This is a genomic window from Pseudomonas sp. MWU12-2020 (assembly GCF_023100605.1).
In the GTDB taxonomy this organism is placed as follows: domain Bacteria; phylum Pseudomonadota; class Gammaproteobacteria; order Pseudomonadales; family Pseudomonadaceae; genus Aquipseudomonas; species Aquipseudomonas fluorescens_H.
This window is the reverse complement of sequence record NZ_JALMEX010000013.1, coordinates 102,114-128,675: the sequence shown is the minus strand read 5'-3', so window position 1 is coordinate 128,675 and position 26,562 is coordinate 102,114. Positions and strand designations below refer to the sequence as shown.

The window sequence follows — 26,562 nt, the reverse complement described above, 5'->3', positions numbered from 1 at the left end:
TTAAGCCCGGTCGCGAATCAATAACGGCTTGAGGTAATGACCTGTGTGAGACTGCTTCATCTCGGCCACTTCCTCAGGCGTGCCGGTGGCGATGATCTGCCCACCCTTGGAGCCGCCCTCCGGCCCTAGGTCCACCAACCAGTCGGCAGTCTTGATGACGTCCAGGTTGTGTTCGATCACCACCACGGTATTGCCGTGGTCGCGCAGGCGATGCAGCACGTCGAGCAATTGCTGGATATCCGCGAAGTGCAGACCGGTGGTCGGCTCATCAAGGATGTACAGGGTCTTGCCGGTGTCGCGCTTGGACAGCTCGCGTGACAGCTTGACCCGCTGCGCTTCACCACCGGACAGCGTGGTCGCCGACTGCCCGAGTTTGATGTACGACAGGCCCACATCCATCAACGTCTGCAGCTTGCGCGCCAGCGCCGGTACCGCGTCGAAGAACTCCCGGGCTTCCTCGATGGTCATCTCGAGGGTTTCGTGGATGCTCTTGCCCTTGTATTTGATCTCAAGGGTTTCGCGGTTGTAGCGCTTGCTCTTGCACACATCGCAGGGCACATAGATGTCCGGCAGGAAGTGCATTTCTACTTTGATCAGGCCGTCGCCCTGGCACGCCTCGCAGCGACCGCCCTTGACGTTGAACGAGAAACGCCCCGGGCCGTAACCTCGGGAGCGTGACTCGGGCACGCCGGCGAACAGTTCGCGGATCGGCGTGAACAGCCCGGTGTAGGTGGCCGGATTGGAGCGCGGCGTACGGCCGATCGGGCTTTGGTCAATGTCGACGACTTTGTCGAGATGTTCCAGGCCTTTGATGCTGTCGTGCGCGGCCGCTTCCAGCGTGGTCGCACCATTAAGTGCAGTAGCGCTCAATGGGAACAGCGTGTTGTTGATCAGCGTCGATTTGCCCGAGCCGGAAACGCCGGTCACGCAGGTCAGCAGACCGATCGGGATTTCCAGGTCGACATTGCGCAGGTTGTTGCCGCGCGCGCCCTTGAGCGACAGCGTCAGCTTCTTGTTACGCGGCGTGCGTTTGGCCGGCACTTCGATCTTCACCCGCCCCGACAGGTATTTACCGGTCAGGGAATCCGGGTGCGCCATGACTTCGGCCGGCGTACCTTCAGCCACGATCTGCCCGCCGTGCACCCCGGCGCCCGGGCCGATATCCACCACATAGTCAGCCAGACGAATCGCGTCTTCGTCGTGCTCGACCACGATCACCGTGTTGCCGATGTCGCGCAGGTGCTTGAGGGTGCCGAGCAAACGGTCGTTATCGCGCTGGTGCAGACCAATGGACGGTTCGTCGAGGATGTACAGCACCCCGACCAGGCCGGCGCCGATCTGGCTCGCCAGACGAATGCGCTGCGCCTCGCCACCGGACAGGGTGTCGGCACTGCGATCCAGCGACAGATAGTCGAGGCCGACGTTGACCAGGAACTGCAGACGCTCGCGGATTTCCTTGAGGATCTTGTCGGCGATTTCGCCGCGACGGCCGGTCATCTTCAGCTCGCCGAAGTATTCGCAGGCATCGCCAATCGGCAGGTTGGTCACTGCCGGCAGGGTTTTCTCGCCAACCCACACGTGCCGCGCTTCACGGCGCAGACGAGTGCCGCGGCAATCCGGGCAGGCCTGGGTGCTGAGGAACTTGGCCAGTTCTTCACGCACGCTGGCCGATTCGGTTTCGCGGTAGCGACGCTCAAGGTTCGGCACGATGCCTTCGAACGGGTGCGAACGTTTGACGATGTCGCCGCGATCGTTCAGATATTTGAAGTCGACATTCTGTGAGCCGCTACCATGCAGAATGTGTTTCTGCTGTTCGGCGGTCAGCTCGTTGAACGGCTTCTCCAGGCTGAACTTGTAATGCGAAGCCAGCGAGCCGAGCATCTGGAAGTAATAGACGTTGCGCCTGTCCCAACCGCGAATCGCGCCCTCGGCGAGAGTCAGTTCACCATTGACCAGGCGCTTGATGTCGAAGAACTGCTTCACGCCCAGACCATCGCAGGTCGGGCAGGCGCCGGCCGGGTTGTTGAAGGAGAACAGCTTCGGCTCCAGCTCGCTGATGGCATGCCCGCAGATCGGACAGGCGAAGCGCGCGGAGAAGATCATCTCTTCGCCCGGCTCATCGTCCATCGGCGCCACTAGGGCAATGCCGTCCGCCAGCTTCAGTGCGGTTTCGAACGATTCGGCCAGACGCTGCTGCAGGTCGGCGCGGACCTTGAAACGGTCGACGATCACATCGATCGAGTGCTTCTTCTGCTTGTCCAGTTTCGGCAATTCGTCGAGCTCGCAGATCCGGCCGTTGACCCGGGCGCGGACGAAGCCTTGGGCGCGCAGTTCTTCGAACACCGACAAGTGTTCGCCCTTGCGCTCGCGGATCACCGGGGCCAGCAACATCAGTTTGCTGCCTTCCGGCTGGGCCAGCACCAGGTCGACCATCTGGCTGACGGTCTGCGCTTCCAGCGGAATGTCGTGATCGGGGCAGCGCGGCGTACCTACGCGTGCATAGAGCAGACGCAGGTAGTCGTAGATTTCGGTGATGGTGCCGACCGTGGAGCGCGGGTTGTGCGAGGTCGACTTCTGTTCGATGGAGATGGCCGGCGACAAACCTTCAATGGTGTCGACATCGGGCTTTTCCATCATCGACAGGAACTGTCGGGCGTAGGCCGACAGGGATTCGACATAGCGGCGCTGACCTTCGGCGTATAGCGTGTCGAAGGCCAGGGACGACTTGCCGGATCCGGACAGGCCGGTGATGACGATCAGCTTGTCCCGTGGCAGGGTCAGGTCGATGTTCTTCAGGTTGTGGGTACGGGCCCCACGTATCAGGATCTTGTCCAAAGTGGCCTCGCTCGGCGGGCGTCGAAAACGTAGGAGTATACGGGCAAATACTGGATGGATGCACACTATCAAACGAAGGGTTTTTTACCTTGCATGAAGAGAGTTTCATCTATACGCGTCATAGCGTCGCGATATACCCCGTCTTTCGATGGGACTGGTAGAATCGCCGCCGGTTCACACGAGGTTTTTCCATGCACGATCCCCACAGCGAACGCATGAGTGGCAGCGAGACCCGCGCAGCGAGCGGTCTGGCCCTGGTGTTCGCCTTCCGTATGCTTGGCATGTTCATGGTGTTGCCGGTACTGGCGACCTACGGCATGGACCTGGCGGGAGCGACCCCGGCCCTGATCGGGCTGGCGATTGGCGCTTACGGCCTGACCCAGGCGATTTTCCAGATTCCCTTCGGGATCATTTCCGACCGCATCGGCCGGCGTCCGGTGATTTTCCTCGGGCTGGTGGTGTTCGCCTTGGGCAGTGTGCTGGCGGCCCAGGCCGATTCGATCTGGGGCGTGATTGCCGGACGTATCCTGCAGGGCGCCGGGGCGATTTCTGCCGCGGTGATGGCCCTGCTCTCCGACCTGACCCGCGAACAACACCGCACCAAAGCCATGGCGATGATCGGCATGACCATCGGCCTGTCGTTCGCCGTGGCCATGGTGGTCGGGCCGCTGCTGACCCGTGCATTCGGCCTGTCCGGGCTGTTCCTCGCGACGGGCGGCATGGCCCTGTTCGGGATCGTCATCGTGATGTTCATGGTGCCGAAATCCACCGGGCCGCTGAGCCATCGTGAATCCGGCGTGGCGCGTCAGGCCTTGATGCCGACGCTCAAACATCCCGATCTGCTGCGTCTGGACTTGGGCATTTTTGTATTGCACGCGATGCTGATGTCGAGCTTCGTCGCGCTGCCGCTGGCGCTGGTGGAAAAGGCCGGTTTGCCCAAGGAGCAGCACTGGTGGGTTTACCTGACCGCGCTGTTGATTTCTTTCTTCGCCATGATCCCGTTCATCATCTACGGCGAGAAGAAACGCAAAATGAAACGAATTTTGCTCGGCGCCGTCCTGACGTTGATGCTCACTGAGCTATTCTTCTGGCAGTTCGGTGACAGCTTGCGGGCCCTGGTGATCGGCACGGTGGTGTTCTTCACCGCGTTCAATCTGCTGGAAGCTTCGTTGCCGTCGCTGATCAGCAAGGTTTCACCGGCAGGCGGGAAGGGCACGGCCATGGGCGTGTATTCCACCAGCCAGTTCCTCGGTTCGGCACTCGGCGGGATACTCGGCGGCTGGCTGTTTCAGCATGGCGGTCTGTCGGTTGTGTTCCTTGGATGTGCCGGTCTGGCTGCCATCTGGCTGGCCTTTGCTGTTACCATGCGCGAACCTCCCTACGTGACGAGCCTGCGCTTGCCGTTGTCGCCCGAGGCGATCCGCGAAGCGGGACTGGTCGAGCGCCTCAAGGCCCTCGTAGGGGTAACAGATGCAGTGATAGTTGCTGATGAAGCGGCTGTTTACATCAAACTGGACAAAGAATTAGTGGATCGCGACACCCTCGAACGCCTGGTGAACAACCCGGCCGAGGCTGCTTGCGAAGCCTAGGAGAACGTTATGGCCCGTGGGGTTAACAAAGTCATATTGGTCGGCACTTGCGGCCAGGATCCCGAAGTTCGCTACCTGCCTAACGGTAACGCCGTGACCAACCTGAGTCTGGCAACCAGCGAACAATGGACCGACAAGCAAACCGGTCAGAAGGTCGAAAAGACCGAGTGGCACCGTGTTTCGATGTTCGGCAAGGTTGCCGAAATCGCCGGCGAATACCTGCGTAAAGGTTCGCAGGTTTACATCGAAGGCAAGCTGCAGACCCGCGAGTGGGAAAAAGACGGTATCAAGCGTTACACCACCGAAATCGTGGTCGACATGCAAGGCACCATGCAACTGCTCGGCGGCCGTCCTCAACAGGGCGATCAACAAGGCGGTGGCAACAACTACCAGCAGCAGGCGCCACGTCAACAGGCTCCACGCCCGCAGCAGTCGGCTCCGCAACAGCGTTCAGCCCCGGCTCCACAGCAGGCTGCACCACAACCGGCTCCGGATTTCGACAGCTTCGATGACGACATTCCGTTCTGATTCGATGCTGCATCCGCGCTGAATAAAAAGGCCCGTCGTTCAACACGACGGGCCTTTTTTGTGGCGCAAGGTCCGCGATTAGCGCTGATCTCCTGTGGGAGCGGGCTTGCTCGCGAAGGCGTCGGGTCAGTCAAAGCATTTGTTGAATGGCAGTCCGCTTTCGCGAGCAAGCCCGCTCCCACAGGTGCGGATGTATGCCTCAGTCGAGGATCAGATGCGGCAGAAACCGGCTCGAATCCTTGGTGATCAGACTGTTGTCTTCGCGCACACCAATCCCCGCTGCCTGATCACCGATTACCCACGAGCCGATCAGCGTGTAGCTGTCGTCGAACTTCGGCAAAGGGGCAAATTCCTGCAGGATGAACGGCGCATCGGTGTAGGGCCCGTCCTCTTTGACGATCAGACCTTCCGCCGTTTGCAGTTCGATGTTGGCACCTTCGCGGGAGAAGTACGGTTTGCGTACCCAGCCCTTGGGCACCGCACGGGTCGGATTCGTATCAAGGTGCGCCGCAAGCAGATTCGGATGCCCCTTGTGCAGCTCCCACAGCAAAGGCAGTGCGCCTTTGTTCGACAGGATCGATTTCCACGCCGGCTCAAAGAACTGCGTATCGCTCTCGGCAATTGCAGCACCGAACGGCTCGTGGAAGATGAATTCCCAGGCGTGCAGTTTGAACAGGTGCGGGATCCAGCGATCTTGCAGATCGACGAAGCGTCCCTCGGCGGTCAGACCGATGTCTTCGATGTCGATATGCCGGGATTCGATGCCGACTTTTTCCGCGATCAGGCGCAGGTAATCGGTGGTGCCCTTGTCTTCGACCGAGTCTTTCATCGAGGCAAAGTAGAACGGCCGCTTGAGCTGCAATTCGGCGAAGGCCTGATGCAACTTGGTATCGATGCTGTTGAACTGGTCGGCGTGACGCGGCAGCATCCCGCGCTCGATGCACTGTTCCAGCCAGCCCCACTGAAACGCCGCCGCCTCATAGAGGCTGGTCGGCGTGTCGTAGTTGAGCTCCAGCAGCTTCGCCGGGCCGTTGCCGCTGTATGAAAAGTCCATGCGCCCGTACAGATGCGGATGACCTTCCAGCCAGGACGTGCGGATCATGTCGTAGTACGGCGCCGGGATGCTCAGGCGATCCAGCAACTCTTCGCTATGCACCACGCGATCGACCAGGTCCATGCACATCTCGTGCAGTTCGGTGGTCGGATCCTCCAGATCGTTTTCAATCTGCGCGAGCGTGAACTGGTAGTAGGCGCTTTCGTCCCAGTACGGTTCGTCATCGATGGTGTGGAACAGAAAGCCGAGGCTTTCGGCCGTCTGTTTCCAGTCGGGGCGCTCGGCGCAGTGGATCTTCTTCATGGTCAGCTGCTCGAACTGCCCCAGCCGCCCCAACCGCTGCGGGCGGAAGACTGGCTGCCGAAACCGCCGCGGGACGTCGACGAAGCGACGTTGACCGGTTTGCTTCGGGAGTTGTCGTAGCGGGTGTCGGTGCGAGTTGCCGGCGCCGATTCGATTTTGCGGTACTGCGCCGAGGTGTTGTAGGTCTGGCGGGTATCGCGGTCGCGATAGACCGTGCGGTTGGCGTTATTGCTCATCGCATTGCCGATCAACCAGCCTGTGAGCCAGCCGTTACCTGCGCCACCGGAACCGGAAGAGTGGGAAGTGCTTTGCGCATTCTGCGCAGCGGCGGCTTCACCGGCAGGCATCTGCGCATTGGCAATCGCATTCAGGTCCTGCGGCGCCTCACCGCTCTGTGGCACCTTGAAACCGCCGAGCTTCGGCACGAAGCGACCGTTGGAATTCTTCTGGCACCAGTCGGCCGCAAAATCCGCATCGCACTTGGCTTTGTCGTCGTAGGCCGGTGCAATGCGTCGGTGCTCGGTCAATGCCGCGACATAGGCGTTCGAGCAGACATCGGCGGCCACTTCGGCGCCGACGCACTCCTCTACAGTTTGAAAGCGTTGCTGATCCTGCGCGGCAACCTCGCCGGAAATCGCCAGCGCCACCGAAGCGGCGAGAGACAGTTGAACGTACTTGCTGCGTTTCATCGAAGGCTTCCTGCCGATCAGTTGGACGGGGTCATGCACGCGGCGTTGAGCATGCCGACGCTGATGGCCACCGCGGCCACGTAGATGCCGGAAGCGATTTCACCGTTGGCGATGCGCTGGGACGTGCCTTTGAGCACCAGCCCTGTGGCGAGGAAGGCCAGCAGTTGCACCACGGCCGCAATCACTGCCCACAGCACGAAATCGAGGACGTTGACCGAAAACGCGATCACATTGCTGGCCGGAATCGCGAAACCGATGATCGCCCCCGCGAGGGCAATGGCGGCGGCGATGTTGCCAGAGCGAATCAGCTCGAACTCTTTGTGTGGCGTGATGCGGGTGTAGACGAACTGAAACAGCATGAACAACAGCACGGCGCCGAGCAGGTAGACGACGAAACCGACCAGCGCGGTCTTGTTCAGGGAAACGGCCAGCACTTCCAGCATGGAAAACTTCCTTTTTTAAATGGTGCTCAAATCAGTCGTGTACAGCGAAATGCCCAGCGAGGTGCTCAGGCTGACAGTGCCTTCCTCGTCCTGTTCGACGGAGAACAGCAGTAGCTCGCGGCGATCGGTCAGGCCGGTCTCGCGGGCGTAGAGCATCGAGTGGTGCTCGATGGTGTAGGACTCATCCGGGTTGATCACGTGTTCGGTCAGCGGCACCAGTTCGGTCTGGCCCTGCTCGGTGCCCCATTCGCGGCTGTACTGGACGCCGTCGTGGGTGTAAGTCGGCAGGCCGATCGGGCTTGCGGGGCCGGCCAGGCGCTGCAGTTCGGCGTCACTGTTGACGGTCACGTAACTGAGGTAGTTGAACAGGGTGACCGACTCGATCTGGTCGTCACCGGTGACGTGGATCTGTAGCCAGAAATCCTCGTCATTCATGTAATAGCGGTGCAGTTTGTTGGATTGGCCGAGGTCGACCCAGCCGGCGCTCCAGATTGCCTGATCGAATGGCACTCGCACTGACGTCGAGCCGTCGAGCAGCAGGGCGAGGGTCGAATCGAATCTGACAGCCTTGCCTTGCGCCATCCCGAGTGGGCCACTGGCAACGGCTGGCGTTGGCGCAGCGGACTGCCAGTTGCTGGTGCCCAGCAAATCTTTGAACCATCCCATGGGTACATTCCTTGAGGCGGGTGGAGGTGTTCGTCGTAAAAAGCGCCGCTAGTGTACCGGGCCGGGCGACGAACGAGCAGAGTCATTTGCACAGCACAAACCATGTGGGAGCGGGCTTGCTCGCGAATACGGTGTGTCAGCTAGCAAATTGTTCACTGACACAGCGTATTCGCGAGCAAGCCCGCTCCCACAGGTTTTTTATCGCGTTGTTACTGCGTGGACTTCTGCTTCAGACGTTCAAGAATCGCATTGGCGCTGCCTTCGTTCGGCGTGATGCCGGCGTCGCGCAGTTTGCGTTCCAGGTCGTTGCCGGTCGAAGCGTCAGCCAGCTCATCGGCGGCGCTCAGCTCGGCGGCGCGTTGCTGTTGCTTGGCCTGCAGACGGTTCAGGGTGCCGACCGCGGTTTCCAGTTTGCCGTTGGCGCCACCGCTGGCGATGGATGCGCTGACCTGCGCCTTCTGCACGCTTTCACGGGCCTTGGCCATGTCCACCTGCTGGCGCAGGCTCTTGATTCGCGACTCGGCCTTGCTGATGTCCTTGCGCATGTTTTCGGCGTAGGTGCCGAACTCGTCGCTCTGGGCTTTCTCGGCGGTCAGGTCGTTGGTCAGGGTCGAAATCGCTTCGGCCACTTCCATCGCCAGGTCTTCGCGGCCGGCGTTCAGCGCGGAAACAGCCTTGGCTTCCAGATCCTTGATCTTCGCGTCGTACTCGCTCACGCGGTCGGCGGCCAGCTTGTGCTTGGCCATGATGGTGACCAGCTCGCGGCGGGCGTTGGACAGCGCGGTGTCGGCGTCGCGGATTTCCTGGTCGAGGATGCGCAGAGCCTGTTGGTCGACGATCGCTTCGCCGACTTCATTGGCGCCACCGCGCAGCGCGGTGAACAACTTGCTCCAGATGGACTGAGTCATTGGATATTCCCTGTTGATTACTTGAAGAAGTGTTCGAAGGCTTCGCTCGCGCGCTGCACGTTGTCGACCAGGGTTTTCACCTCGGTGACGACGTTGGTCAGGCTCGAGTCGGCGCTGAGGGCGCCAAACATGTTGTAAACGGTCTGGCCGTTAGGCATCGACTCGATACCGATCGACGACAGCGGGAACATTTCCCGGCTGCGCAACACGGCGTCGTTGAAGGCGCGCACGTCAGTGATCGAGTCGATGTCCACCAGCACGGTGTCGACGATGATCTGCTGGCCGGCCACGGCGATGTGAATCGGCAGACCGCCGAATTCGTTCATTTCCAGCTTGATGCTGGGTTCGGAGCTCTGGATCAGAGACAGCATGATCTCGTGCGAAGCCACCTCGTCCAGTGCCTTGAGGGCGTTGAAGAGGCTATCGATGTTCCAGTTGTTGCCTGCGCTCATGTAATTCTCCGACATGAATGAGCCAGCCAGAATCGGTTGGCGTAGCTGTTGCTCCATCTGCTTGAGCAAGCTTCGGTTTTCCGGAAGTACCCAAGTTTCGTGTTTCACATAACCGGCGGCAGCCAGGCCCGCACGCATCTGCTTCATGTAGAAGCTCGACGGCTTTTTCGCGGACGGTTTCGAGCGCTCTCCCTGTGGGCTCTCTGACGCAACAGTGGGGGAGCGGCTTTTCATGGCAATGACTCCGTTATGAACATCTCACGCGTGAGCCACACTACAAGCAATTCAAAGTGCCATCAATGGCTCACGCGTGAGATTTTTATGACAGGCGAAAAAGCGGCGAATATCTAATGTAGGAGTGAGCCTGCTCGCGATTGCAATCTGTCAGCCGGAAATCAGGTGACTGTTCCAACGCTATCGCGAGCAGGCTCAATCCTGCAGGGTTCTGTGCAAGCAGCGGTCGTGCAAATTGCCGCGAATTTGCGCTGTTTCGTGCAGATTGAAACGGGCGTGGTGCCATCACCGTTTTAGCAAGCCTTTGATCGGCCAGAGTTTTCCACAGGCCGGTCTTTGGCCTGATCTCTGCACCCTTCACCGCTACATTCACCGAACCGCTGCAAGGGGGACGCATGACCCCGACGCCAGGCAGAAAAATCGTCGTCGCACACTCGGTGCGCGCTGGCGCGCCACAACACGAAGTGCAGACCAACAAGGCGCTGGCCCGTTGGCTGGCGCAAATTCTCGGGCTCAAATTTGCTGGCAGCTACGACCCGGAAAAACACCGCGGTCGCGATCTGTACTGGCTACCCACGCAAACCATTGTCGGCGCCAGACAGGCGCAGGCACTGGGCATCAAAGGCGCACAGGACTTGTGGGGCGGATTCGTCGAACACGATTTCATCTGCACCAAAGCCATCAGCCACGGCCTGCGCAGTCATCTGGCCTACGCCCCGCGAGGCTGGGCGCCGCTGTTCTCCGAGCGTGTGCGCGACGTGGTGCTCGATGGCTTGACCGTGTTTGCCGTGGAAGATGCGCGACCCGCTGCCGAGCATCTGCTGTACAGCGGGCCGATCCGTCTGAAGCCGATTCACGCCTGCGCCGGTCGCGGCCAGGAAGTTATCAACAGCCTCGACGCATTCGATGAAGTGCTCGCCCGAGCGGAGGTCGGCGAGCTGTTCCGCGATGGCGTGGTGCTGGAACAGGACTTGAGCAAGGTCTTCACCCACAGCGTCGGCCAGTCATTCATCGGCGACAAAGTGCTGAGCTACTGCGGTGATCAATACTTGACCAAGGATACGCAGGGTGAAGACGTCTACGGCGGTTCGAATCTGCTGGTCGTGCAGGGCGGTTACGCCGATCTGCTGGCGCTGGACTTGCCGGACGATGTGCGCCTGGCCATCGAGCAGGCGCAGATTTTTGACCGGGCGGCAGACGAGGCCTACCCGGGTTTCTATGCCTCACGGCGCAACTATGACGTCGCCCAGGGCCTGGACCACGATGGCAAACCTCGTAGCGGGGTACTCGAACAGTCCTGGCGCATGGGCGGTGCCAGCAGCGCTGAACTGGCCGCGCTGCAAAGCTTTGTCAACGATCCAGATATGCCGGCGATCCGCGTGTCGACGGTGGAGACCTACAACGATCAGACCCTGCCGGCCGACGCCATCGAAATCTATCGCGGGCCGGCGGAGAACAGCGACTTCCTTCTCAAATACGTAACGGTCAAATCCTATGACGGCTAGAAGCGAAAGCATTCAGATCGACATTGATGACGAGCAGATGAGCGGGACGTTTCTCAGTCCCAAATCGAAAGTCCCCGGCGTGTTGTTTGTTCACGGTTGGGGCGGTAGCCAGGAGCGCGATCTGGAGCGCGCGAAGGGCATCGCCGGGCTTGGCTGTGTCTGCCTGACCTTCGACCTGCGCGGCCACACCGGCGGCACTGGCATTCCGCTGACCCGGGTCACGCGCGAAGACAACCTGCGTGACCTGCTCGCAGCCTACGACCGCCTGCTGGCGCATCCGGCGCTCGATACCTCGGCGATTGCGGTGGTTGGCACCAGTTATGGCGGTTACCTGGCTTCGATCCTCACCTCATTGCGCCCGGTGCGCTGGCTGGCGCTGCGAGTGCCGGCGCTGTATCGCGACGAGCAATGGCACACGCCCAAGCGTGATCTGGACAAGGCTGACCTGCGCGACTATCGGGCGACGTTGGTCCGTGCTGACAGTAATCGTGCGCTGCACGCCTGTTCGCAATTCACCGGGGATGTGTTGCTGGTGGAATCGGAAACCGATGACTACGTGCCCCACGCGACGATCATGAGTTACCGCGCGGCCTGTCAGCAGACGCATTCGCTGACGCACCGGATTATCGACGGCGCCGACCATGCCTTGAGCGAGCCGGTTTCGCAGCAGGCCTATACCTCGATTCTGGTGGACTGGATTACCGAGATGGTGGTCGGTGAGCGGTTGAGCATCATCCAGTCCACATGATCTTTGGTGCCCTTTCGGACGCCATCGCGAGCAGGCTCACTCCTACAATTTGAAATGCGCTCCCCCTGTAGGAGTGAGCCTGCTCGCGAAGGGGCCATCAGCCATAGCCACAAAATCAGGACGGTTTCTTCTCGATCCGCAACGCCTTGGCCTTGGCTTCCACCAGCAAATACATCACCACCGTAATCAGCAACGGCAGCAGAAAATAAATCGCCCGATACGCCAGCAACCCCGCCACCAGACTGCCCCGCGAAGCTTCGTGCTGCAGCAGCGCGACGAACACCGCTTCCAGCACCCCGAGTCCCGCCGGAATGTGCGTGATGACCCCGGCTATCGCACTGATCAGCAATACGCCGAGCACCAACGGATAATCCAGTTTGCTCGGCAGCAGAGTGAAAATCACCGCCGCCATCAGCGACCAGTTCAATGCGCCGAGCAGCAACTGCAGCACGGCCATGCGCAGTGACGGCAGGTTGATTTCCACCCCGCGAATCGACCACTCGCGGCGCTTCGAGAACTGGCACGCGGCGAGGTAACCGGCACTCAGCAGCAGTAACAGCACGCCGATGCCCTGCAACGCATCGCTGCTGATTTTCCAGCCCGGCGGCATACTCACCAGACCGCTGCTGAACACCGCGCCGGCAATCGTCATGTAGCCGAACCAGTTGGTCGCCAGGCTCAGGCCGAGGATTTTGGCGATGTTGCCTTTGCTCACACCCAGGCGCGAATACAGCCGATAGCGCATGGCGATCCCGCCGACCCAGGCACTGAGATTGAGGTTGAACGCATAGCTGATGATCCCCACCGGCAGGATCTGCTTCCAGGTCAGGTCCTGGCGGATGTAGGTGCGGCCGATCAGGTCGAAACTGGCGTAGGTGAGAAAGCTCAGCAGGGTCAGGCTGGCGGCGATGATCAGCGTGCGGACCTTGAAGTCAGCCAGGGTTTGCAGGACTTCCGCCCATTCGATGCGGCTGGCGAACATCGTCAGCAACACGATCAGCGCGAGGAAGAACAGCAGGGTCAGCGGGCGTTTCCAGCGACTCCAGCGAGAATGCACGGCAGGCGCCGATTGCGCATGGGAATGGCTCATGGGATATCTCCCCGAAACGGCTTGAGCCGCGGTTTGTGCGCCGGCAACCAACCGGCCATCGACGGGAAATGCCGCAGGAAGTGAAACACCAGAAATCCCACGGTCATGTGCCAGATCCGCCCGCGTGGGGCCATGTCGGCGTCCATGGCCTTGCAGTGGTTCTGGCTCAGGTCTTCGAGGCGCTGGAACAAATGCTGATTGAACGCGCGGTCGCGGATCAGCACGTTGGCTTCGAGGTTGAGCGACAGGCTCAGCGGGTCGAGATTGCTCGAGCCGACCGTGCTCCATTCCTCATCCACCAAGGCGACTTTGCCGTGCAGGGGGCGCTGGCAATATTCGTGGATCTGCACGCCGGCCTTGAGCAGGTAGTCGTAGGTCATGCGCGCCGCCAGTTTCGCCACCAGCATGTCCGGCTGGCCTTGCAGGATCAGCCGCACCTCGACACCACGGCGCGCGGCATTGCGGATCTCGCGCAGCAGGCGGTAGCCGGGGAAGAAGTAGGCGTTGGCGATCACCACCCGACGTTTGGCCCGGCGCAATGCCTGCAAATACACGTCTTCGATGTCGGTGTGATGCTGATCGTTGTCGCGAAACACCAGCCGTACCTGACCGTCGTGATCGTTGAAAGCCATGTCCGCTCGGCGCTGACGGCGGCGCTGCCACCAGAACCGCGCACGGCCCGGCCTACCACTTTGCAGCAGGGCGAAGTGATGGATGTCAGCGACCACCGGCCCCTGAATCTGCACCGCGTAATCCTGTTTCGCCTCGGGGCCGAAATCGGCCAGGTGATCGCCGGAAAAGTTGATCCCGCCAATGAACGCGATCAGTCCGTCGACCACCACGATCTTGCGGTGCAGGCGGCGGAACCAGTTGGTGCGAAAACCCAGATGTTTGGGCGCCGGATCGAACATTTGCAGGTGCACGCCAGCATCGCTCAAAGCCGCGAGATAACCGGTGGACAATTCGCCGCAACCAAAACCGTCGAGACTGACAGTGGTGCGCACGCCACGTCGTGCGGCGTCGATCAGGATCTGCTGCAACTCGGCACCGACCTTGTCTTCGAAAACGATGAAGGTCTCCAGCAGGATTTCACTCTTCGCCGCACGCATGGCGTCGAACACCCGGGGGAAATATTCCTCGCCGTTTTCCAGCAACTCGACGCGGTTGTTGCCCTGCCAGCCGTACTCGACATCGACATGCCCGGGCTCGCGCACCGGCGGGTTGATGCTGATCGGTGCCACGGCGGATTTCTCCAGCGGTGCGCTGCTCATAATTCGATCTCCACCGATAACGGGGCGTGGTCGGAAAGGTGTGACCAGGGCCGATTCGCCAGGACTGTCGGCTGGCTGGCCTTGAGGTTGCGCACGTAAATGCGGTCGAGCCGCAGCGTCGGCAGGCGTGCCGGAAAACTGCGCGCCGGTTTGCCGTGATGCTCGGCGAACACCTCGCGCAGACCGCAGGGTTCGAGCAACGCATCGGCGCGTTGACGCCAGTCATTGAAGTCACCGGCGACGATCACTGGGGCGTCAACCGGCAGCTCCGCCAGACGCTCGCCGAGCAGCTTCAGTTGTGCATTGCGATGGCTTTCGCGCAGACCCAGATGCACGCAGATCGCATGCACCTCGACGCCATCACCGGGCAGGCGCAGCACGCAATGCAACAGGCCACGGTTTTCGTGGCCGCTGATCGAGACGTCGAGGTTGTCGTGGCGGATGATCTGGAATTTCGACAGCAACGCATTGCCATGATCGCCCTCCGGATACACCGCGTTGCGCCCATAGGCGAACTGCGGCCAGAGGCTGTCGGCGAGGAACTCGTACTGCGGCATCGTCGGCCAGTTGCTGTAGCGTTTTGGATGGTGTTCGTGGGTGCCGTGGACTTCCTGCAAAAACACCACGTCGGCCGCCACGCTACGCACCGCTTCGCGCAACTCCGGGAGGATGAAGCGTCGATTGAGGGCGGTGAAGCCCTTGTGGGTGTTGACCGTCAGCACAGTGAAACGGCGCACCGACACTTCGACGCTGGTCTGTTCGTCGGTGACCCCGACCGGCTCTGGAATACTCATGCCAACACCCCTTCGGCTGCCGGTTCGCCGGGGGTGGTGGCGAGGGTTTTATCCAGCTCAAAACGGTGCAGCAAACTGCGGGCGTCGTAGGGCGCGCGGACTTTGACGTCGTTGTCGAAATAGCAGAACACTTCACGGGATTTACGTGCCCGAGGCTTGAGGCGCGGCGCGATCAGATGCGCATCGTCCGGTTGCTGACCGTGGTGCCAGGCGTCGATGCGTTCGGCCCAACTCTGCAGCGCCGGTTCGCTGTAGCCGCTGGCGTAAAGTGCCTCGGCACCGTGCAGACGCAGGTAGACGAAATCGCTGGTGAGGTCTTCGCGGTACGGCCATTTGCCGGCGGTGTCAGCGATCACCAGGGCGGTGTTGTAGCGTTTCAACAAGCGCACGAAGTCGGGGTCGATGAAGCTGTCGTTGCGAATTTCCACGGCATGGCGCAGCGGTTTTTTGCGCCAGGCCTTCAGGCTGGCGTGGCCGTGCAGGTGCGAGTCATGCTGGCGGGCGAGGGCGGCGGCCGCTTCAGTGTCGTGAGGGAGCAGGGCGAGGAAGTGTTCGAAGCGCTCGGGATCGAATTTGAAGTTCGGCGGGAACTGCCAGAGGATCGGCCCGAGTTTTTCCTTGAGTTCCAGCACCCCGGAGGCGAAGAAATTCGCCAACGGTTTTTCGACCTCGCGCAAACGGCGAATGTGGGTGATGAAGCGCGGCGCCTTGACGCTGAACACGAAGTCGTCGGGCGTTTCGGCGTACCACTGGGCATAACGTTCGGGCCGTTGCAGGGCGTAGAACGATCCATTGATTTCGATGCTGTTGACGGCCCGCGAAGCGAATTGCAATTCGCGTTTCTGCGCCAGTCCTTTCGGGTAGAAATCCCCGCGCCACGGGGCGTAGCGCCAGCCGGAAATACCGATGTGAATCGTTGCCATGTCGCCCTCCCGTTGTCAGTCCTCGTACAGCCTGTGTCTGTTGATGACTGTGGGCGGTTCGGGAAAGTTTCGGTGGCGTTACGGACGGTACATCCCTGAGAGCAACACAAAGCTAATGTGGGAGGGGGCTTGCTCCCGAAAGCGGTGTATCAGTCGCCATTGATGCTGACTGACCCTCCGCCTTCGGGAGCAAGCCCCCTCCCACAGGGTTACTCAGTGACCCGTGATTACTCGGCCTTGAGCCGGTTCGGCATAGACCGGACCGAGCCGATCCAGTCGACCGCTCCATGCGGTGAGTGCCAGCGCCACCAGCACCACCAGACCACCGATCCACGCCGTATGAATCAGGCCCAGATGCTCGACGATCAGCCCGCCGCCCCACGCCCCGCCGGCAATCCCGAGGTTGAACGCGGCAATGTTCAGCCCCGATGCCACGTCCACTGCCTGCGGTGTGTGATGTTCAGCCTGACGCACCACATACACCTGCAGACCCGGCACGTTGCCGAACGCCACCGCGCCCCACACCAGCACCGTGGCCAGCGCCAGCCATGGATTGCCAGCGGTGAAGGTCAGTACGAACAGCACGGCGGCGAGCAGGGCGAAGATGATTTTCAGGGCGCTGATCGGCCCGCGTTTGTCCGCCAGTTTACCGCCCCAGATGTTGCCGACCGCCACCGACACGCCGTACACCAGCAACACCAGGCTGACGGTGCCGGCGCTGAAGCCGGAGATGTCCTGAAGGATCGGCGCAAGGAAAGTGAAGGCGATGAACGAGCCGCCGTAACCGATCGCAGTCATGGCGTACACCAGCAACAAACGCGGTTGCTTCAGCACTTGCAGCTGTTGCAACAGGGACGCCGGTTTGCTGTGGGCGATGTTGTTCGGCACATACAGCAGGCTGCCGATGAAGGCGATTACACCCAGCGCCGAGACGGCGAGGAAGGTTTCGCGCCAGCCGAAATGCTGACCAATGAAAGTGCCCAGTGGTACGCCGGTCACCAAGGCGACGGTGAGGCCGGTGAACATGATCGCAATCGCACTGGCGGCTTTTTCCTTGGGCACCAGACTGGTGGCAATGGTCGAGCCGATGGAGAAGAACACCCCATGCGCCAGGCCGGTAACGATCCGCGCCAGCACCAGCGATTCGTAACTCGGCGCCATCCACGCCAGCAGGTTGCCGAGGGTGAACAGCACCATCAGCGACAGCAGCAACAGTTTGCGCGGGACTTTGCCGGTGAGGGCGGTCAGCACCGGCGCGCCAATGGCAACGCCCAACGCATAGAGGCTGACCAGCAGCCCGGCGGACGGCAGGCTGACGCCGAGATCGGCGCCAATGGTGGGTAACAGGCCAACGATGACGAACTCGGTCGTCCCGATGGCGAATGCGCTGAGGGTCAGCGCGAGCAAGGCAATGGGCATGACAGCACTCCGGTAGAGGTTTGAATGGAGCGCAGTGTCGGGGTTTGGCTTGTGCGGAAAAATACGGGGTTGGGCATTTGATATTTGCCTTGGACGCAAAGGTCAAAAGCGCTCCCCCTCACCCCAACCCTCTCCCCCAAAGGGGCGAGGGGGAAGGGAGCTGATCTCGGTTGCACTCAATATTGAGTTCGGCTGGATATTTCAGGTCGATGTAGCTCGAGAGCACAACTCGGTCGGCTCCCTCTCCCTCGGGGAGAGGGCTGGGGTGAGGGTGCTCTTGAACTTGCCAGACAATTACCGATCAGTTCCTTACAGGTTCAGCCAAGGGGGATCGGAGTTTTGATCAAGTTCAGGGTCGCTGTTTTGCTGGGGGCGCTGCTGTTGGGCGCTGGCCAGATGGTGCAAGCCGCCGCGTTGCCGGGCGTTCCGGCCACCGCTGAAGAACCGGCCAAACCCGAGCCGATCGTGCAGGGCGGCTTGCTCGGCGCGATCAGTACGAGCATCGACGACGTGCAGGACAAACTCGATCTCAACGAGCATCTGGTCGACGCCTGGCGCCTGCGGGCCGATCGCGCAGCGGATGAGATCGACAAACTGGTCAACCAGCCGTCGGATCGTTCGGGCTGGAGCGTCGCCGGGGATTTCCTGATGTTGTCCGGCGTCTGGCTTGGCACTTTTGCGCTGCTCACGGTGCTCGGCAGCCTGCTGGCCAAGCGGCTGAGTCAGGGTCGTTGGCTGCGCACCCGCCAGCGCAGTCAGGACCTGGTTGGTTACCTGCTGCCGTACACGCTGCCGGCGCTGATCTGCTTGCCGCTGACGCTGTACGTCAGCCACTTTCTGCAAGCCTCGATCGGCCGGGCGCTGGCGCTGTGTTTTGCCTACGCCACCAGCAGCGGGATTTTCTCCACCTCGATGCTGTTGTGCGTGGTGGTGATGTTCAACGTCGGCCACAAACGGCCCGCCGCGCGGATCATCCGCGACTACTGTCCGAAACCGCTGTTCCTGATCGGTTTTCTTGCTGCCCTCAGTGACGCGTTGACCAGCCCACAGATCGCCCGTCAGTTAGGCGGCAACATCACCAGCAGCGTCGCGGTGTTCACCGGGTTGATCGCCTCGATCATCTTCGGTCTGCTGGTGATTCGCCTGCGCCGGCCGGTGGCGCACCTGATACGCAACCGACCGCTGGCGCAGCGTCTGAAACAGCCGTCGTTGCAGGAGTCGCTGCGGATTTTTTCCGGGCTCTGGTACTGGCCGATCGTGTTGATGGTGCTGGTCTCGGCGGTCAATCTGATCGGCATCGGCGAGGACAACCAAAAGGCCCTGCGCTGCGCGTTGTTCACCACGGTGCTGCTGATCGGCACGGTGTTTCTCAGCACCATCCTCCAGCATTTGTTCAAGTCACGAAAAGCCGAATCGATCCAGCGCAGCAGTGCCTACAAGGAGCGCTTTCTCAGCCTGTTGCATGCGTTGCTGCGGATTGTCATTGCGATTGCCTTCATCGATATTCTCGGGCGGATCTGGGGCGTCTCACTGCTCGATTTCGCCCAGAGCAGCACGGTCGGACGGGCGATCAGCAACGCGCTGAGCAGCATCGGCCTGATCTTTCTCGTCACATGGCTGTTGTGGGTGGTGCTCGACACGGCGATTCAGGAAGCGCTGAAGCCACCGGTCAGCAAACGCTCGTCGCGCCAGCCCAGCACTCGGGTGAAAACCATCCTGCCGCTGCTGCGTAACGCGATCAAAATCATCCTGGTGGTGATCTGCGCGATTACAACCATGGCCAACCTCGGGATCAACGTTGCGCCACTGTTGGCCGGTGCCGGGGTGGTCGGTCTGGCCATCGGTTTCGGTTCGCAGCAACTGGTGCAGGACGTGATCACCGGGTTGTTCATCATCATTGAAGATACGCTGTCGATCGGTGACTGGGTGGTGCTCGATTCCGGACATGCCGGCACCGTCGAAGGCCTGACCATCCGCACCCTGCGCCTGCGTGACGGCAAGGGTTTCGTGCACTCGGTGCCGTTCGGCCAGATCAAGGCAGTGACCAACCAATCACGGCAGTTTGCCTACGCGTTTTTCTCGGTGCAGTTCACCTACGACACCGATGTCGACAAGGCCATCGAACTGATCCGCGAGACCGGCGATTCGATCCGCGAAGACCCGTTCCTCAAGTACAACCTGCAAGGGCCGCTGGATGTGTTCGGGGTGGACCGGATGGACCTGAACGGCGTGGTGCTGACGGCGCAGTTCCGTACTGTGTCGGGTGGGCAGTATGCGGTGAGCCGGGCGTTCAACCAGCGTTTGAAAAAGCTTGTGGATAACAGTCCCGACGTGCATTTCGCGCAGACTTATCCACAGCAGGTTTTGTTGCCCAAGCGGCAGGGTGAGAAGGAGCTGTTGGCGAGCGAGGCGCCACAACGGTCGAGTACCTGACCGCCGGATTTTGTGGTGGGATTGCCGGCCCTTTCGCGAGCAAGCCCGCTCCCACATTGGATTGGTGAACGCCGCCGATCCCCTGTGGGAGCGGGCTTGCTCGCGAAAGGGCCGGAACTGTCGACATCAATGCCGGATCAGCTTGCTCCGCACCTGTTCCATGGTCACCTGATCCAGCTCTGTCCAGAAAACCTGCTTGCCGGCAATCTCGGCAGCAACCGGCACCCCATCGCGATACACCAACCGATTGCTCGCCAGCGCCGGCACTTTCGCCCCCGGCAACAGCGTCCCGGCCAGGTTCAACGGATCCACCCCGCACACCGCGATCAAGCTGCCGTCATGTGCCCGCCGCCGAACTTCGCGCAGCAACGGAATCGCCTCCGGCAAGGCAAACTGTTCCCCCGCCAGACCACTGACAAACCGCCCGCCGCGAATCTCGCCACGGGCCTCCAGCCGATGAAACGTGCGCAGCAATTCGCGCCAGCTCGGCAGCCAATCCGCCTCGCGCTCCAGCAGACGCCAGAACACCACGCCGTAGCGGCGCAGCAAGGTCATGGCGACATGTTCGAGGGTTTCCGGCGAAGCGCTCTGGCTGTTCTCCATGAGCGGCCCGCGCCGCAACAACGCCCAGCGTCCGGCATCGTCCATGCCGCCGACAAACGCTCCACGTCCGCGACGACTGCTGCGTTGCTGGCGCTTGCTCGCCGGGGTGATCAGCGCACGCAGACCGGCGAAGCTGTCAGCGTTTACCAGGCCGGCGCCGACCAGTTCCTGCAAGGCGATTTCCAGTTCGGTGCGCAGCAGATGCGCTTCATGGATCAGTTCATCGAAAAACAGCGCACCGTGCTGATTCAGCGCCTCGTAGACCTTCTGCGTTTTCGCTGACAGCTCGCTGACCGGCGTTTGCTCGGCCAATCCACTCCACAGTCCGACCTGACTGCGCGGCAACAGCACAATCGGCGTACTGCGCAGCGCCGTGCCGCTGACTTTCTGTCGGGCGCTGAGCCGGGTCCACACCAGTTTGCCGTTGCGGCACAGCTCATCCAGCCAGCTCGGCGAGTAGTCTTTCAGGCGTGCCGGGAGAAGGTCGCTGTCCCACGCCGAAGCCGCTGCGGGGTAACCTTCGAACTGACCCACAATCGCCGGCAACACCGCGCTGCCCTGAGCGCGCGTAGCGGAGGACAGATGCTGCCAGTCGAACAGAAAACGCATGAAATCCTGCAGGGCCACCGGCTCGATTTCCCGGCGCAAACGCTTGACGGTGTAGCGATGAATGCGCGCCAGCAGATGCCGTTCGCACCATTCCTCAACCGTCGCGCCCGGAGTGAATTGACCGCGCAGCACGTAGCCTTCGCGCTCCAGTTGCGCGAGGGCCTGACCGACCTGCGGTATCGGCAACGCGAGTGGTTCGGCAATGGCGGCTAAAGGCAGCGGGCCAAATGCGCCCAATCGCGCGCGGAGCACTTCGACCAGCGCTTGCTCGAACGTCCAAGGTTCGTTGAAACCGGGCAAGGCCTCTTGCTGCGGTTGCAGCGTGGCCTGTGGATAAAGCGCCAACAGGCAGGTCAGGCGTTCTCGCGCCAGCCACAACGAGCCAGGCTGTGGATGTGTAGTGACGGTGAGGCCGTCTTCGCGAGCAGGCTCGCTCCCACAGTTGACTGTGTTCCAACTGGCGGAACCCGGTTGAATGTGGGAGCGAGCCTGCTCGCGAAGCTTTTCTTTTGCCGTTACTGGCGGAACGGCCAAGCGGCAGGCGCGACCGCTCGCAGTCAGCGCGTCAAGCCATTCGCGCCAGTGTTCGCCAGCCTGAACTTCAAGGTCGCTGATGCAGGCCAGGCTCATCAGCGCCTCGTGCATTTCATCGACGTTGGCCGGCGTCGGCCACGCTTCTTCACGCACCGCGTTGATGGCGTCTGCGTCCAGCGCACCGAGATCATCGGTGGATTGCGGGTCGCTCCAGCGCCGGTTGAGCACCGCTTGGGTGCGGCGTTCTTCCAGCGGCGCATCGTCGAGAAAGCTGTACGGCCGCGCGCTGAGCATTTCTGCGGCCAGCGGTGAAGGTGCTGGCAGGTCGCGGCTGATCAACCGCACCTCGCCGCGCTCCATGCGCCGCAGCAGATTGAGCCAGCCGTCGCTGTCCATCGCCTCGTGCAGGCAGTCGTCGAGGGTCTGTTCCACCAGCGGATGCTCGGGAATTTCCCGTTCGCCGGCGAGGTTTTCCAGGCAGGCGATCTGATCGGGAAACACGCTGGCAATCAGGTCTTCGCTTTTCATCCGCTGCAACTGCGGCGCGACTTTGCGCCCGCCGGTAAAACGCGGCAACGCCAGCGCCACCCCGGCATTCCAGCGCCAGCGCACGCCGAACAATGGCGCGTCGAGAATCGCCTGAATCAGGATGTGCTCGGCGCTGTTGCTGTGCAGGTAACGCCAGACGTCATCCAGCTCGAAACTGTGGCTGGTGGACAGCGACAGGACAATCGCGTCTTCGCTGGCGGCGGCCTGCAACTCAAAGTTGAAGGTGCGGCAGAAACGCTTGCGCAGGGCCAGGCCCCAGGCGCGGTTGATGCGGCTGCCGAACGGTGAATGGATGATCAGTTGGGTGCCACCGGATTCATCGAAAAATCGCTCCATCAGCAGCGTGTCCTGCGAGGGCAGGGCGCCGAGGGTCAAGCGAGCGCGGGCGAGGTATTCGATCAGTTGTTCGGCGCTGGCGTGGTTCAGGCCGAGGGTTGCGGTCAGCCAGTCGAGGGCCGGTTGCAGATCGCCGGGGCGGGCGCCGAGCAGGTCGTCGAGGGTCGCTTGCAGACGCGCCACCGCCGCAGATAATTCGTCGCTGCGCCCCGGTGCTTCGCCGAGCCAGAACGGAATGGTCGGCGGCTGGCCTTGGGCATCCTCGACCCGCACCTTGCCGGTTTCCACCCGCAGGATTCGGTAGGAGGTATTGCCGAGCTGGAACACGTCGCCCGCGATGCTTTCCACGGCAAAGTCTTCGTTGACGCTGCCGATGTTCAGACCTTGCGGTTCCAGCAGCACGCTGTAGTCGGCGTTGTCGGGGATGGTGCCGCCGCTGGTCACGGCGGTCAGTTGCGCGCCACGGCGGCCACGCAGGGTGCGGCTGACCGCATCGCGATGCAGGTAGGCGCTGCGGATGCCCTGACGACCGTTGTAGCCTTCGGCGAGCATCGTCAGCAGCGCCTGATAGTGTTTTTCGTCGAGATCGCGGTACGGCGAGGCTTTGCGAAACAGCGCCAGCAGCGCGTCTTCCGCCCATTCCCGGCAACTGACTTCGGCGATGATCTGCTGCGCGAGTACATCCAGCGGCGCTTCGGGAATGTGCAGGGTGTCGAGTTCGCCACGGCGCACGCAGTCGAGCAGGGCGGCGCATTCGATCAGGTCGTCGCGGGTGGTGGCGAACAAGCGGCCCTTGGGCGTGCCGCCGACCTGGTGCCCGGAGCGACCGACTCTTTGCAGGAACCCGGCAATCGAACGCGGCGAGGCGATCTGGCAGACCAGATCGACTTCGCCGATATCAATGCCCAACTCCAGCGACGCAGTGGCGATCAGCACTTGCAGTTCGCCGCGCTTGAGCCGCTGTTCGGCGTCGAGACGGAACTCCTTGGCCAGGCTGCCGTGGTGCGCCGCCACCGCCTGTTTGCCCAGACGTTCACTGAGGTGTCGGCTGAGGCGTTCGGCCAGACGCCGGGTGTTGACGAAAATCAGCGTGGTGCGGTGCTCGCGGGCCAACTCGGCGAGGCGGTCGTAGACCAGTTCCCAGACATCGTTGGCCATCACTGCCGACAACGGCACCGGCGGCACTTCGATGCCCAGATCTCTAGGGCGCGCGTGGCCGATGTCGATGATCTCGCAGGGGCGATCGGTGCCGACCAGAAACTGCGCCACGGCGTCGATCGGTTTTTGCGTGGCGGACAAGCCGATGCGGGTCAGTGGTTCCGCGCACAGCGCCTGCAGGCGTTCGAGGCTCAGCGCCAGATGACTGCCGCGTTTGCCGGCAGCGATGGCGTGGATCTCGTCGATGATCACCGTGCGTGTGCTGCCGAGCATTTTGCGTCCGGACTCGGAGCCGAGCAGCACGTACAACGATTCCGGGGTGGTCACCAGAATGTGCGGCGCGCGCTTGCGCATGGCGGCGCGGTCTTTTTGCGGGGTGTCGCCGGTGCGCACGGCGGTGGTGATTTGCAGTTCGGGCAGGCCCATCTGGCGTAATTGTTCGGTGATTCCCGCCAGCGGGTTTTGCAGGTTGATGCGGATGTCGTTGGACAACGCCTTAAGCGGCGAAACGTAGACGACGAGGGTTGCGTCGGGCAGGCCTTCGGGGTTTTCCAGGCCACGGTGGACGAGGTCGTCGAGCACGGCGAGGAATGCGGTGAGGGTTTTACCGGAGCCGGTGGGCGCGGCGATCAGTGTCGAGCGGCGCTGGCGGATCAACGGCCATGCGCGGGCCTGGGCGGCGGTGACCGTCGGGAAGGTGCTGCTGAACCAGGCGCTGACGGCGGGGTGGAAGCCTGCCAGGGCCGCGTCCTTGGGGATGGGCAGATTCATGGCTCAAGTTATGCGGGTGGGGGCGGCAAGATGCAAGTACCGCTGGGATCTTCAGCGTTTGGCCGGGCCTCTTCGCGAGCAGGCCCGCTCCCACAGGGGAACGCGATCAACTGTAGGCGTGAGCCTGCTCGCGATGGGGCCAGTTGATTCAGCACATTTCCCGGCGATCTACACTTTACGGGTGACGGTTGCGCACTAAACCCGCAAAATGCAACGATTCCGGCAATTATCGATGACGGTGTCACCAGCACCGTCGCTAAAGCCATCGTTCCAATCAGACTGGGCCTGCTGACTCTATGCGAATGCGCCTTATGTTACTGGGCGGCGGAAATGCCCTTGGGCAGGCGCTGATTCGCCTCGGTGCGGAAGAAGACATCGGTTTCCTCGCCCCCCGCCCGCCAGAAGACGGCTGGGATGCCGCAAGCCTGACGCAACTGCTCGACGATACCCGTCCGGATGCGTTGATCAACCTCGCCTACTATTTCGACTGGTTCCAGGCCGAGACCGTCAGCGAAAGCCGTTTGGCCGGGCAGGAACGCGCCATTGAGCGGCTGGCCGAACTGTGCCAGCACCACAACATCATCCTCGTGCAGCCTTCCAGCTATCGGGTGTTCGACGGTTCGCGGGCGACCGCCTACAGCGAGAAAGACGAGCCGGTGCCGCTGGGCCTGCGCGGTCAGGCGCTGTGGCGCATCGAGCAAAGTGTTCGCGCCACTTGCCCGCAACACGTGCTGCTGCGCTTCGGCTGGCTGCTCGATGACAGTCCTGAAGGCACCCTCGGACGCTTCCTCGCCCGCGCCGAACAACCGGACGAATTGCTCATGGCCGATGACCGCCGTGGCAATCCGACACCGGTCGATGACGCGGCACGGGTAATCATTTCGGTGCTCAAGCAACTCGATTGCGCCGCGCCGCTGTGGGGTACTTACCATTACGCCGGCCACGAGGCGACCACGCCGCTGGCGCTGGGTCAGGCGATTCTGAGCGAAGCGCGCAACCTGCATCCGCTGGCGATCGAAGCGCCGACCGCGCAGGCCCATGCCGCGCGGCCGGACGCTGCCGAGGAACCGCAACACGCGGTACTCGCCTGCAAGAAAATTCTGCACACTTTCGGGATCAAGCCCCGCGCCTGGCGCGCCGGGCTCCCGGCTTTACTGGATAGGTTTTATCGTCATGGCTGAACGCCCTGTTTTAATCACCGGCGGCGCCGGTTTCATCGGCTCGCACCTGACGGATGCATTGCTCGCCAGCGGCCATTCGGTGCGGATTCTCGATGATCTGTCGACCGGCAAACGCGCCAACCTGCCGCTGGACCATCCGCAGGTCGAACTGATCGTCGGTGACGTTGCCGACGCCGCGCTGGTTGCGCAGGCCATGCAAGGCTGCAGCGCCGTCGCGCACCTGGCGGCGGTGGCCTCGGTGCAGGCTTCGGTAGACGATCCGGTGAAGACCCACCAGAGCAATTTCATCGGCACCCTGAATGTCTGCGAAGCGATGCGCCAAGCCGGAGTGAAGCGTGTGCTCTACGCGTCCAGCGCAGCGGTGTACGGTAACAACGGTGAAGGCGAGTCGATTGACGAAGACACGCCAAAAGCTCCGCTGACGCCGTATGCCTCGGACAAACTGGCCGGCGAGCACTACTTCGATTTCTATCGTCGCCAGCATGGCCTGGAGCCGGTGATCTTCCGCTTCTTCAACATCTTCGGCCCGCGCCAGGATCCGTCCTCGCCGTACTCCGGGGTCATCAGCATCTTCAGCGAGCGGGCACAGAAAGGCCTGCCGATCACGGTGTTCGGCGATGGCGAGCAGACCCGTGATTTCCTCTATGTCGAGGATCTGGTCGACGTGCTGGTGCAAGCGATCGACAAGTCTGAAGTGGAAGTGGGCGCGATGAACGTCGGCTGGAATCAGGCAATGAACCTCAAGCAGATGCTGCAAGCGCTGCAGGAAGTGGTCGGCGAGTTGCCCCCGGTCAGCTACGGCCCGGCGCGCTCCGGCGACATCCGCCATTCGCGGGCGAACAACGCGCGTTTGCTGCAACGCTTCCAGCTGCCAGAGCCGACGCCGATGCGTGTGGGGCTGGCGCGGTTGCTCGGCAAGTAGGTTTATCGCAGACAT

The 26,562-nt window shown here is 61.8% G+C and carries 20 protein-coding genes; 7 read left to right on the top strand and 13 right to left on the bottom strand.

Features of this window, described 5'->3' with window-relative positions; all coding sequences use genetic code 11:
• A complete protein-coding gene (uvrA, locus tag M0814_RS24440) occupies window positions 1-2,835 on the bottom strand; it encodes an excinuclease ABC subunit UvrA (RefSeq protein ID WP_003228713.1) in 2,835 nt (944 codons plus the stop codon).
• Window positions 2,836-3,026: 191 nt separating this feature from the next.
• On the opposite strand from uvrA, the gene M0814_RS24435 reads away from it, so the two are divergent.
• A complete protein-coding gene (locus tag M0814_RS24435) occupies window positions 3,027-4,424 on the top strand; it encodes an MFS transporter (protein ID WP_003228711.1) in 1,398 nt (465 codons plus the stop codon).
• Window positions 4,425-4,433: 9 nt separating this feature from the next.
• Window positions 4,434-4,952 (top strand): single-stranded DNA-binding protein, encoded by a 519-nt coding sequence (locus M0814_RS24430; RefSeq protein WP_003228709.1) that lies wholly within the window; start codon window positions 4,434-4,436, stop codon window positions 4,950-4,952.
• 199 nt (window positions 4,953-5,151) lie between these two features.
• On the opposite strand, the gene M0814_RS24425 is transcribed toward M0814_RS24430, so the two are convergent.
• The 6 genes from M0814_RS24425 to M0814_RS24400 all read right to left on the bottom strand — a co-directional run bounded on the left by M0814_RS24425 (window position 5,152) and on the right by M0814_RS24400 (window position 9,614).
• Window positions 5,152-6,309, bottom strand: a complete 1,158-nt coding sequence (locus tag M0814_RS24425) for a glutathionylspermidine synthase family protein (RefSeq protein ID WP_103483882.1) — start codon at window positions 6,307-6,309, stop codon at window positions 5,152-5,154.
• Window positions 6,310-6,311: 2 nt separating this feature from the next.
• On the bottom strand, window positions 6,312-6,998 hold the full coding sequence (locus M0814_RS24420; RefSeq protein ID WP_103483881.1) for a DUF1190 domain-containing protein: 687 nt from the start codon (window positions 6,996-6,998) through the stop codon (window positions 6,312-6,314).
• A gap of 17 nt (window positions 6,999-7,015) precedes the next feature.
• Window positions 7,016-7,441, bottom strand: a complete 426-nt coding sequence (locus M0814_RS24415) for a DUF350 domain-containing protein (protein ID WP_003228704.1) — start codon at window positions 7,439-7,441, stop codon at window positions 7,016-7,018.
• Between the two features lie 15 nt (window positions 7,442-7,456).
• A complete protein-coding gene (locus tag M0814_RS24410; protein WP_103483880.1) occupies window positions 7,457-8,107 on the bottom strand; it encodes a DUF2491 family protein in 651 nt (216 codons plus the stop codon).
• 209 nt (window positions 8,108-8,316) lie between these two features.
• A complete protein-coding gene (locus M0814_RS24405) occupies window positions 8,317-9,015 on the bottom strand; it encodes a PspA/IM30 family protein (protein WP_103483879.1) in 699 nt (232 codons plus the stop codon).
• 17 nt (window positions 9,016-9,032) lie between these two features.
• On the bottom strand, window positions 9,033-9,614 hold the full coding sequence (locus M0814_RS24400) for a YjfI family protein (RefSeq protein ID WP_247868529.1): 582 nt from the start codon (window positions 9,612-9,614) through the stop codon (window positions 9,033-9,035).
• 482 nt (window positions 9,615-10,096) lie between these two features.
• On the opposite strand from M0814_RS24400, the gene M0814_RS24395 reads away from it, so the two are divergent.
• Both M0814_RS24395 and M0814_RS24390 read left to right on the top strand, forming a co-directional pair.
• On the top strand, window positions 10,097-11,206 hold the full coding sequence (locus M0814_RS24395) for a DUF3182 family protein (protein ID WP_103483877.1): 1,110 nt from the start codon (window positions 10,097-10,099) through the stop codon (window positions 11,204-11,206).
• The gene (locus M0814_RS24390) at window positions 11,196-11,954 is read left to right on the top strand and encodes an alpha/beta fold hydrolase (protein ID WP_103483876.1); all 759 of its coding nucleotides are present in this window, start codon (window positions 11,196-11,198) and stop codon (window positions 11,952-11,954) included. The genes M0814_RS24395 and M0814_RS24390 overlap by 11 nt, the downstream gene beginning before the upstream one ends.
• A 115-nt stretch (window positions 11,955-12,069) precedes the next feature.
• Here M0814_RS24390 and M0814_RS24385 read toward each other — a convergent pair whose 3' ends face one another.
• The 5 genes from M0814_RS24385 to M0814_RS24365 form a co-directional block, all read right to left on the bottom strand.
• Window positions 12,070-13,044, bottom strand: coding sequence for a lysylphosphatidylglycerol synthase domain-containing protein (locus M0814_RS24385; protein ID WP_003228693.1), 975 nt, complete (start codon window positions 13,042-13,044; stop codon window positions 12,070-12,072).
• On the bottom strand, window positions 13,041-14,315 hold the full coding sequence (gene clsB, locus M0814_RS24380) for a cardiolipin synthase ClsB (protein WP_103483875.1): 1,275 nt from the start codon (window positions 14,313-14,315) through the stop codon (window positions 13,041-13,043). The genes M0814_RS24385 and clsB overlap by 4 nt, the downstream gene beginning before the upstream one ends.
• Window positions 14,312-15,109: an endonuclease/exonuclease/phosphatase family protein gene (locus M0814_RS24375; protein ID WP_103483874.1), complete on the bottom strand. Its 798-nt coding sequence runs from the start codon at window positions 15,107-15,109 to the stop codon at window positions 14,312-14,314. Before M0814_RS24375 ends, clsB begins: the two co-directional genes overlap by 4 nt.
• Window positions 15,106-16,032: a DUF72 domain-containing protein gene (locus M0814_RS24370; protein ID WP_103483873.1), complete on the bottom strand. Its 927-nt coding sequence runs from the start codon at window positions 16,030-16,032 to the stop codon at window positions 15,106-15,108. The genes M0814_RS24375 and M0814_RS24370 overlap by 4 nt, the downstream gene beginning before the upstream one ends.
• A gap of 213 nt (window positions 16,033-16,245) precedes the next feature.
• Entirely contained in the window at window positions 16,246-17,451 is a 1,206-nt protein-coding gene (locus tag M0814_RS24365; protein WP_103483872.1) for an MFS transporter, read from the bottom strand.
• A gap of 339 nt (window positions 17,452-17,790) precedes the next feature.
• Between M0814_RS24365 and M0814_RS24360 the strand changes: the two genes are divergently transcribed.
• Window positions 17,791-19,884: a mechanosensitive ion channel family protein gene (locus tag M0814_RS24360; protein ID WP_103483871.1), complete on the top strand. Its 2,094-nt coding sequence runs from the start codon at window positions 17,791-17,793 to the stop codon at window positions 19,882-19,884.
• A 126-nt stretch (window positions 19,885-20,010) separates the two neighbouring features.
• On the opposite strand, the gene M0814_RS24355 is transcribed toward M0814_RS24360, so the two are convergent.
• Window positions 20,011-24,444, bottom strand: coding sequence for a DEAD/DEAH box helicase (locus tag M0814_RS24355; protein ID WP_103483870.1), 4,434 nt, complete (start codon window positions 24,442-24,444; stop codon window positions 20,011-20,013).
• Window positions 24,445-24,740: 296 nt separating this feature from the next.
• On the opposite strand from M0814_RS24355, the gene M0814_RS24350 reads away from it, so the two are divergent.
• Complete coding sequence (locus M0814_RS24350) at window positions 24,741-25,625, top strand: sugar nucleotide-binding protein (RefSeq protein ID WP_103483869.1); 885 nt, start codon at window positions 24,741-24,743, stop codon at window positions 25,623-25,625.
• The gene (locus tag M0814_RS24345; RefSeq protein ID WP_103483868.1) at window positions 25,618-26,547 is read left to right on the top strand and encodes an NAD-dependent epimerase/dehydratase family protein; all 930 of its coding nucleotides are present in this window, start codon (window positions 25,618-25,620) and stop codon (window positions 26,545-26,547) included. The genes M0814_RS24350 and M0814_RS24345 overlap by 8 nt, the downstream gene beginning before the upstream one ends.
• Window positions 26,548-26,562: the final 15 nt, after the last annotated feature.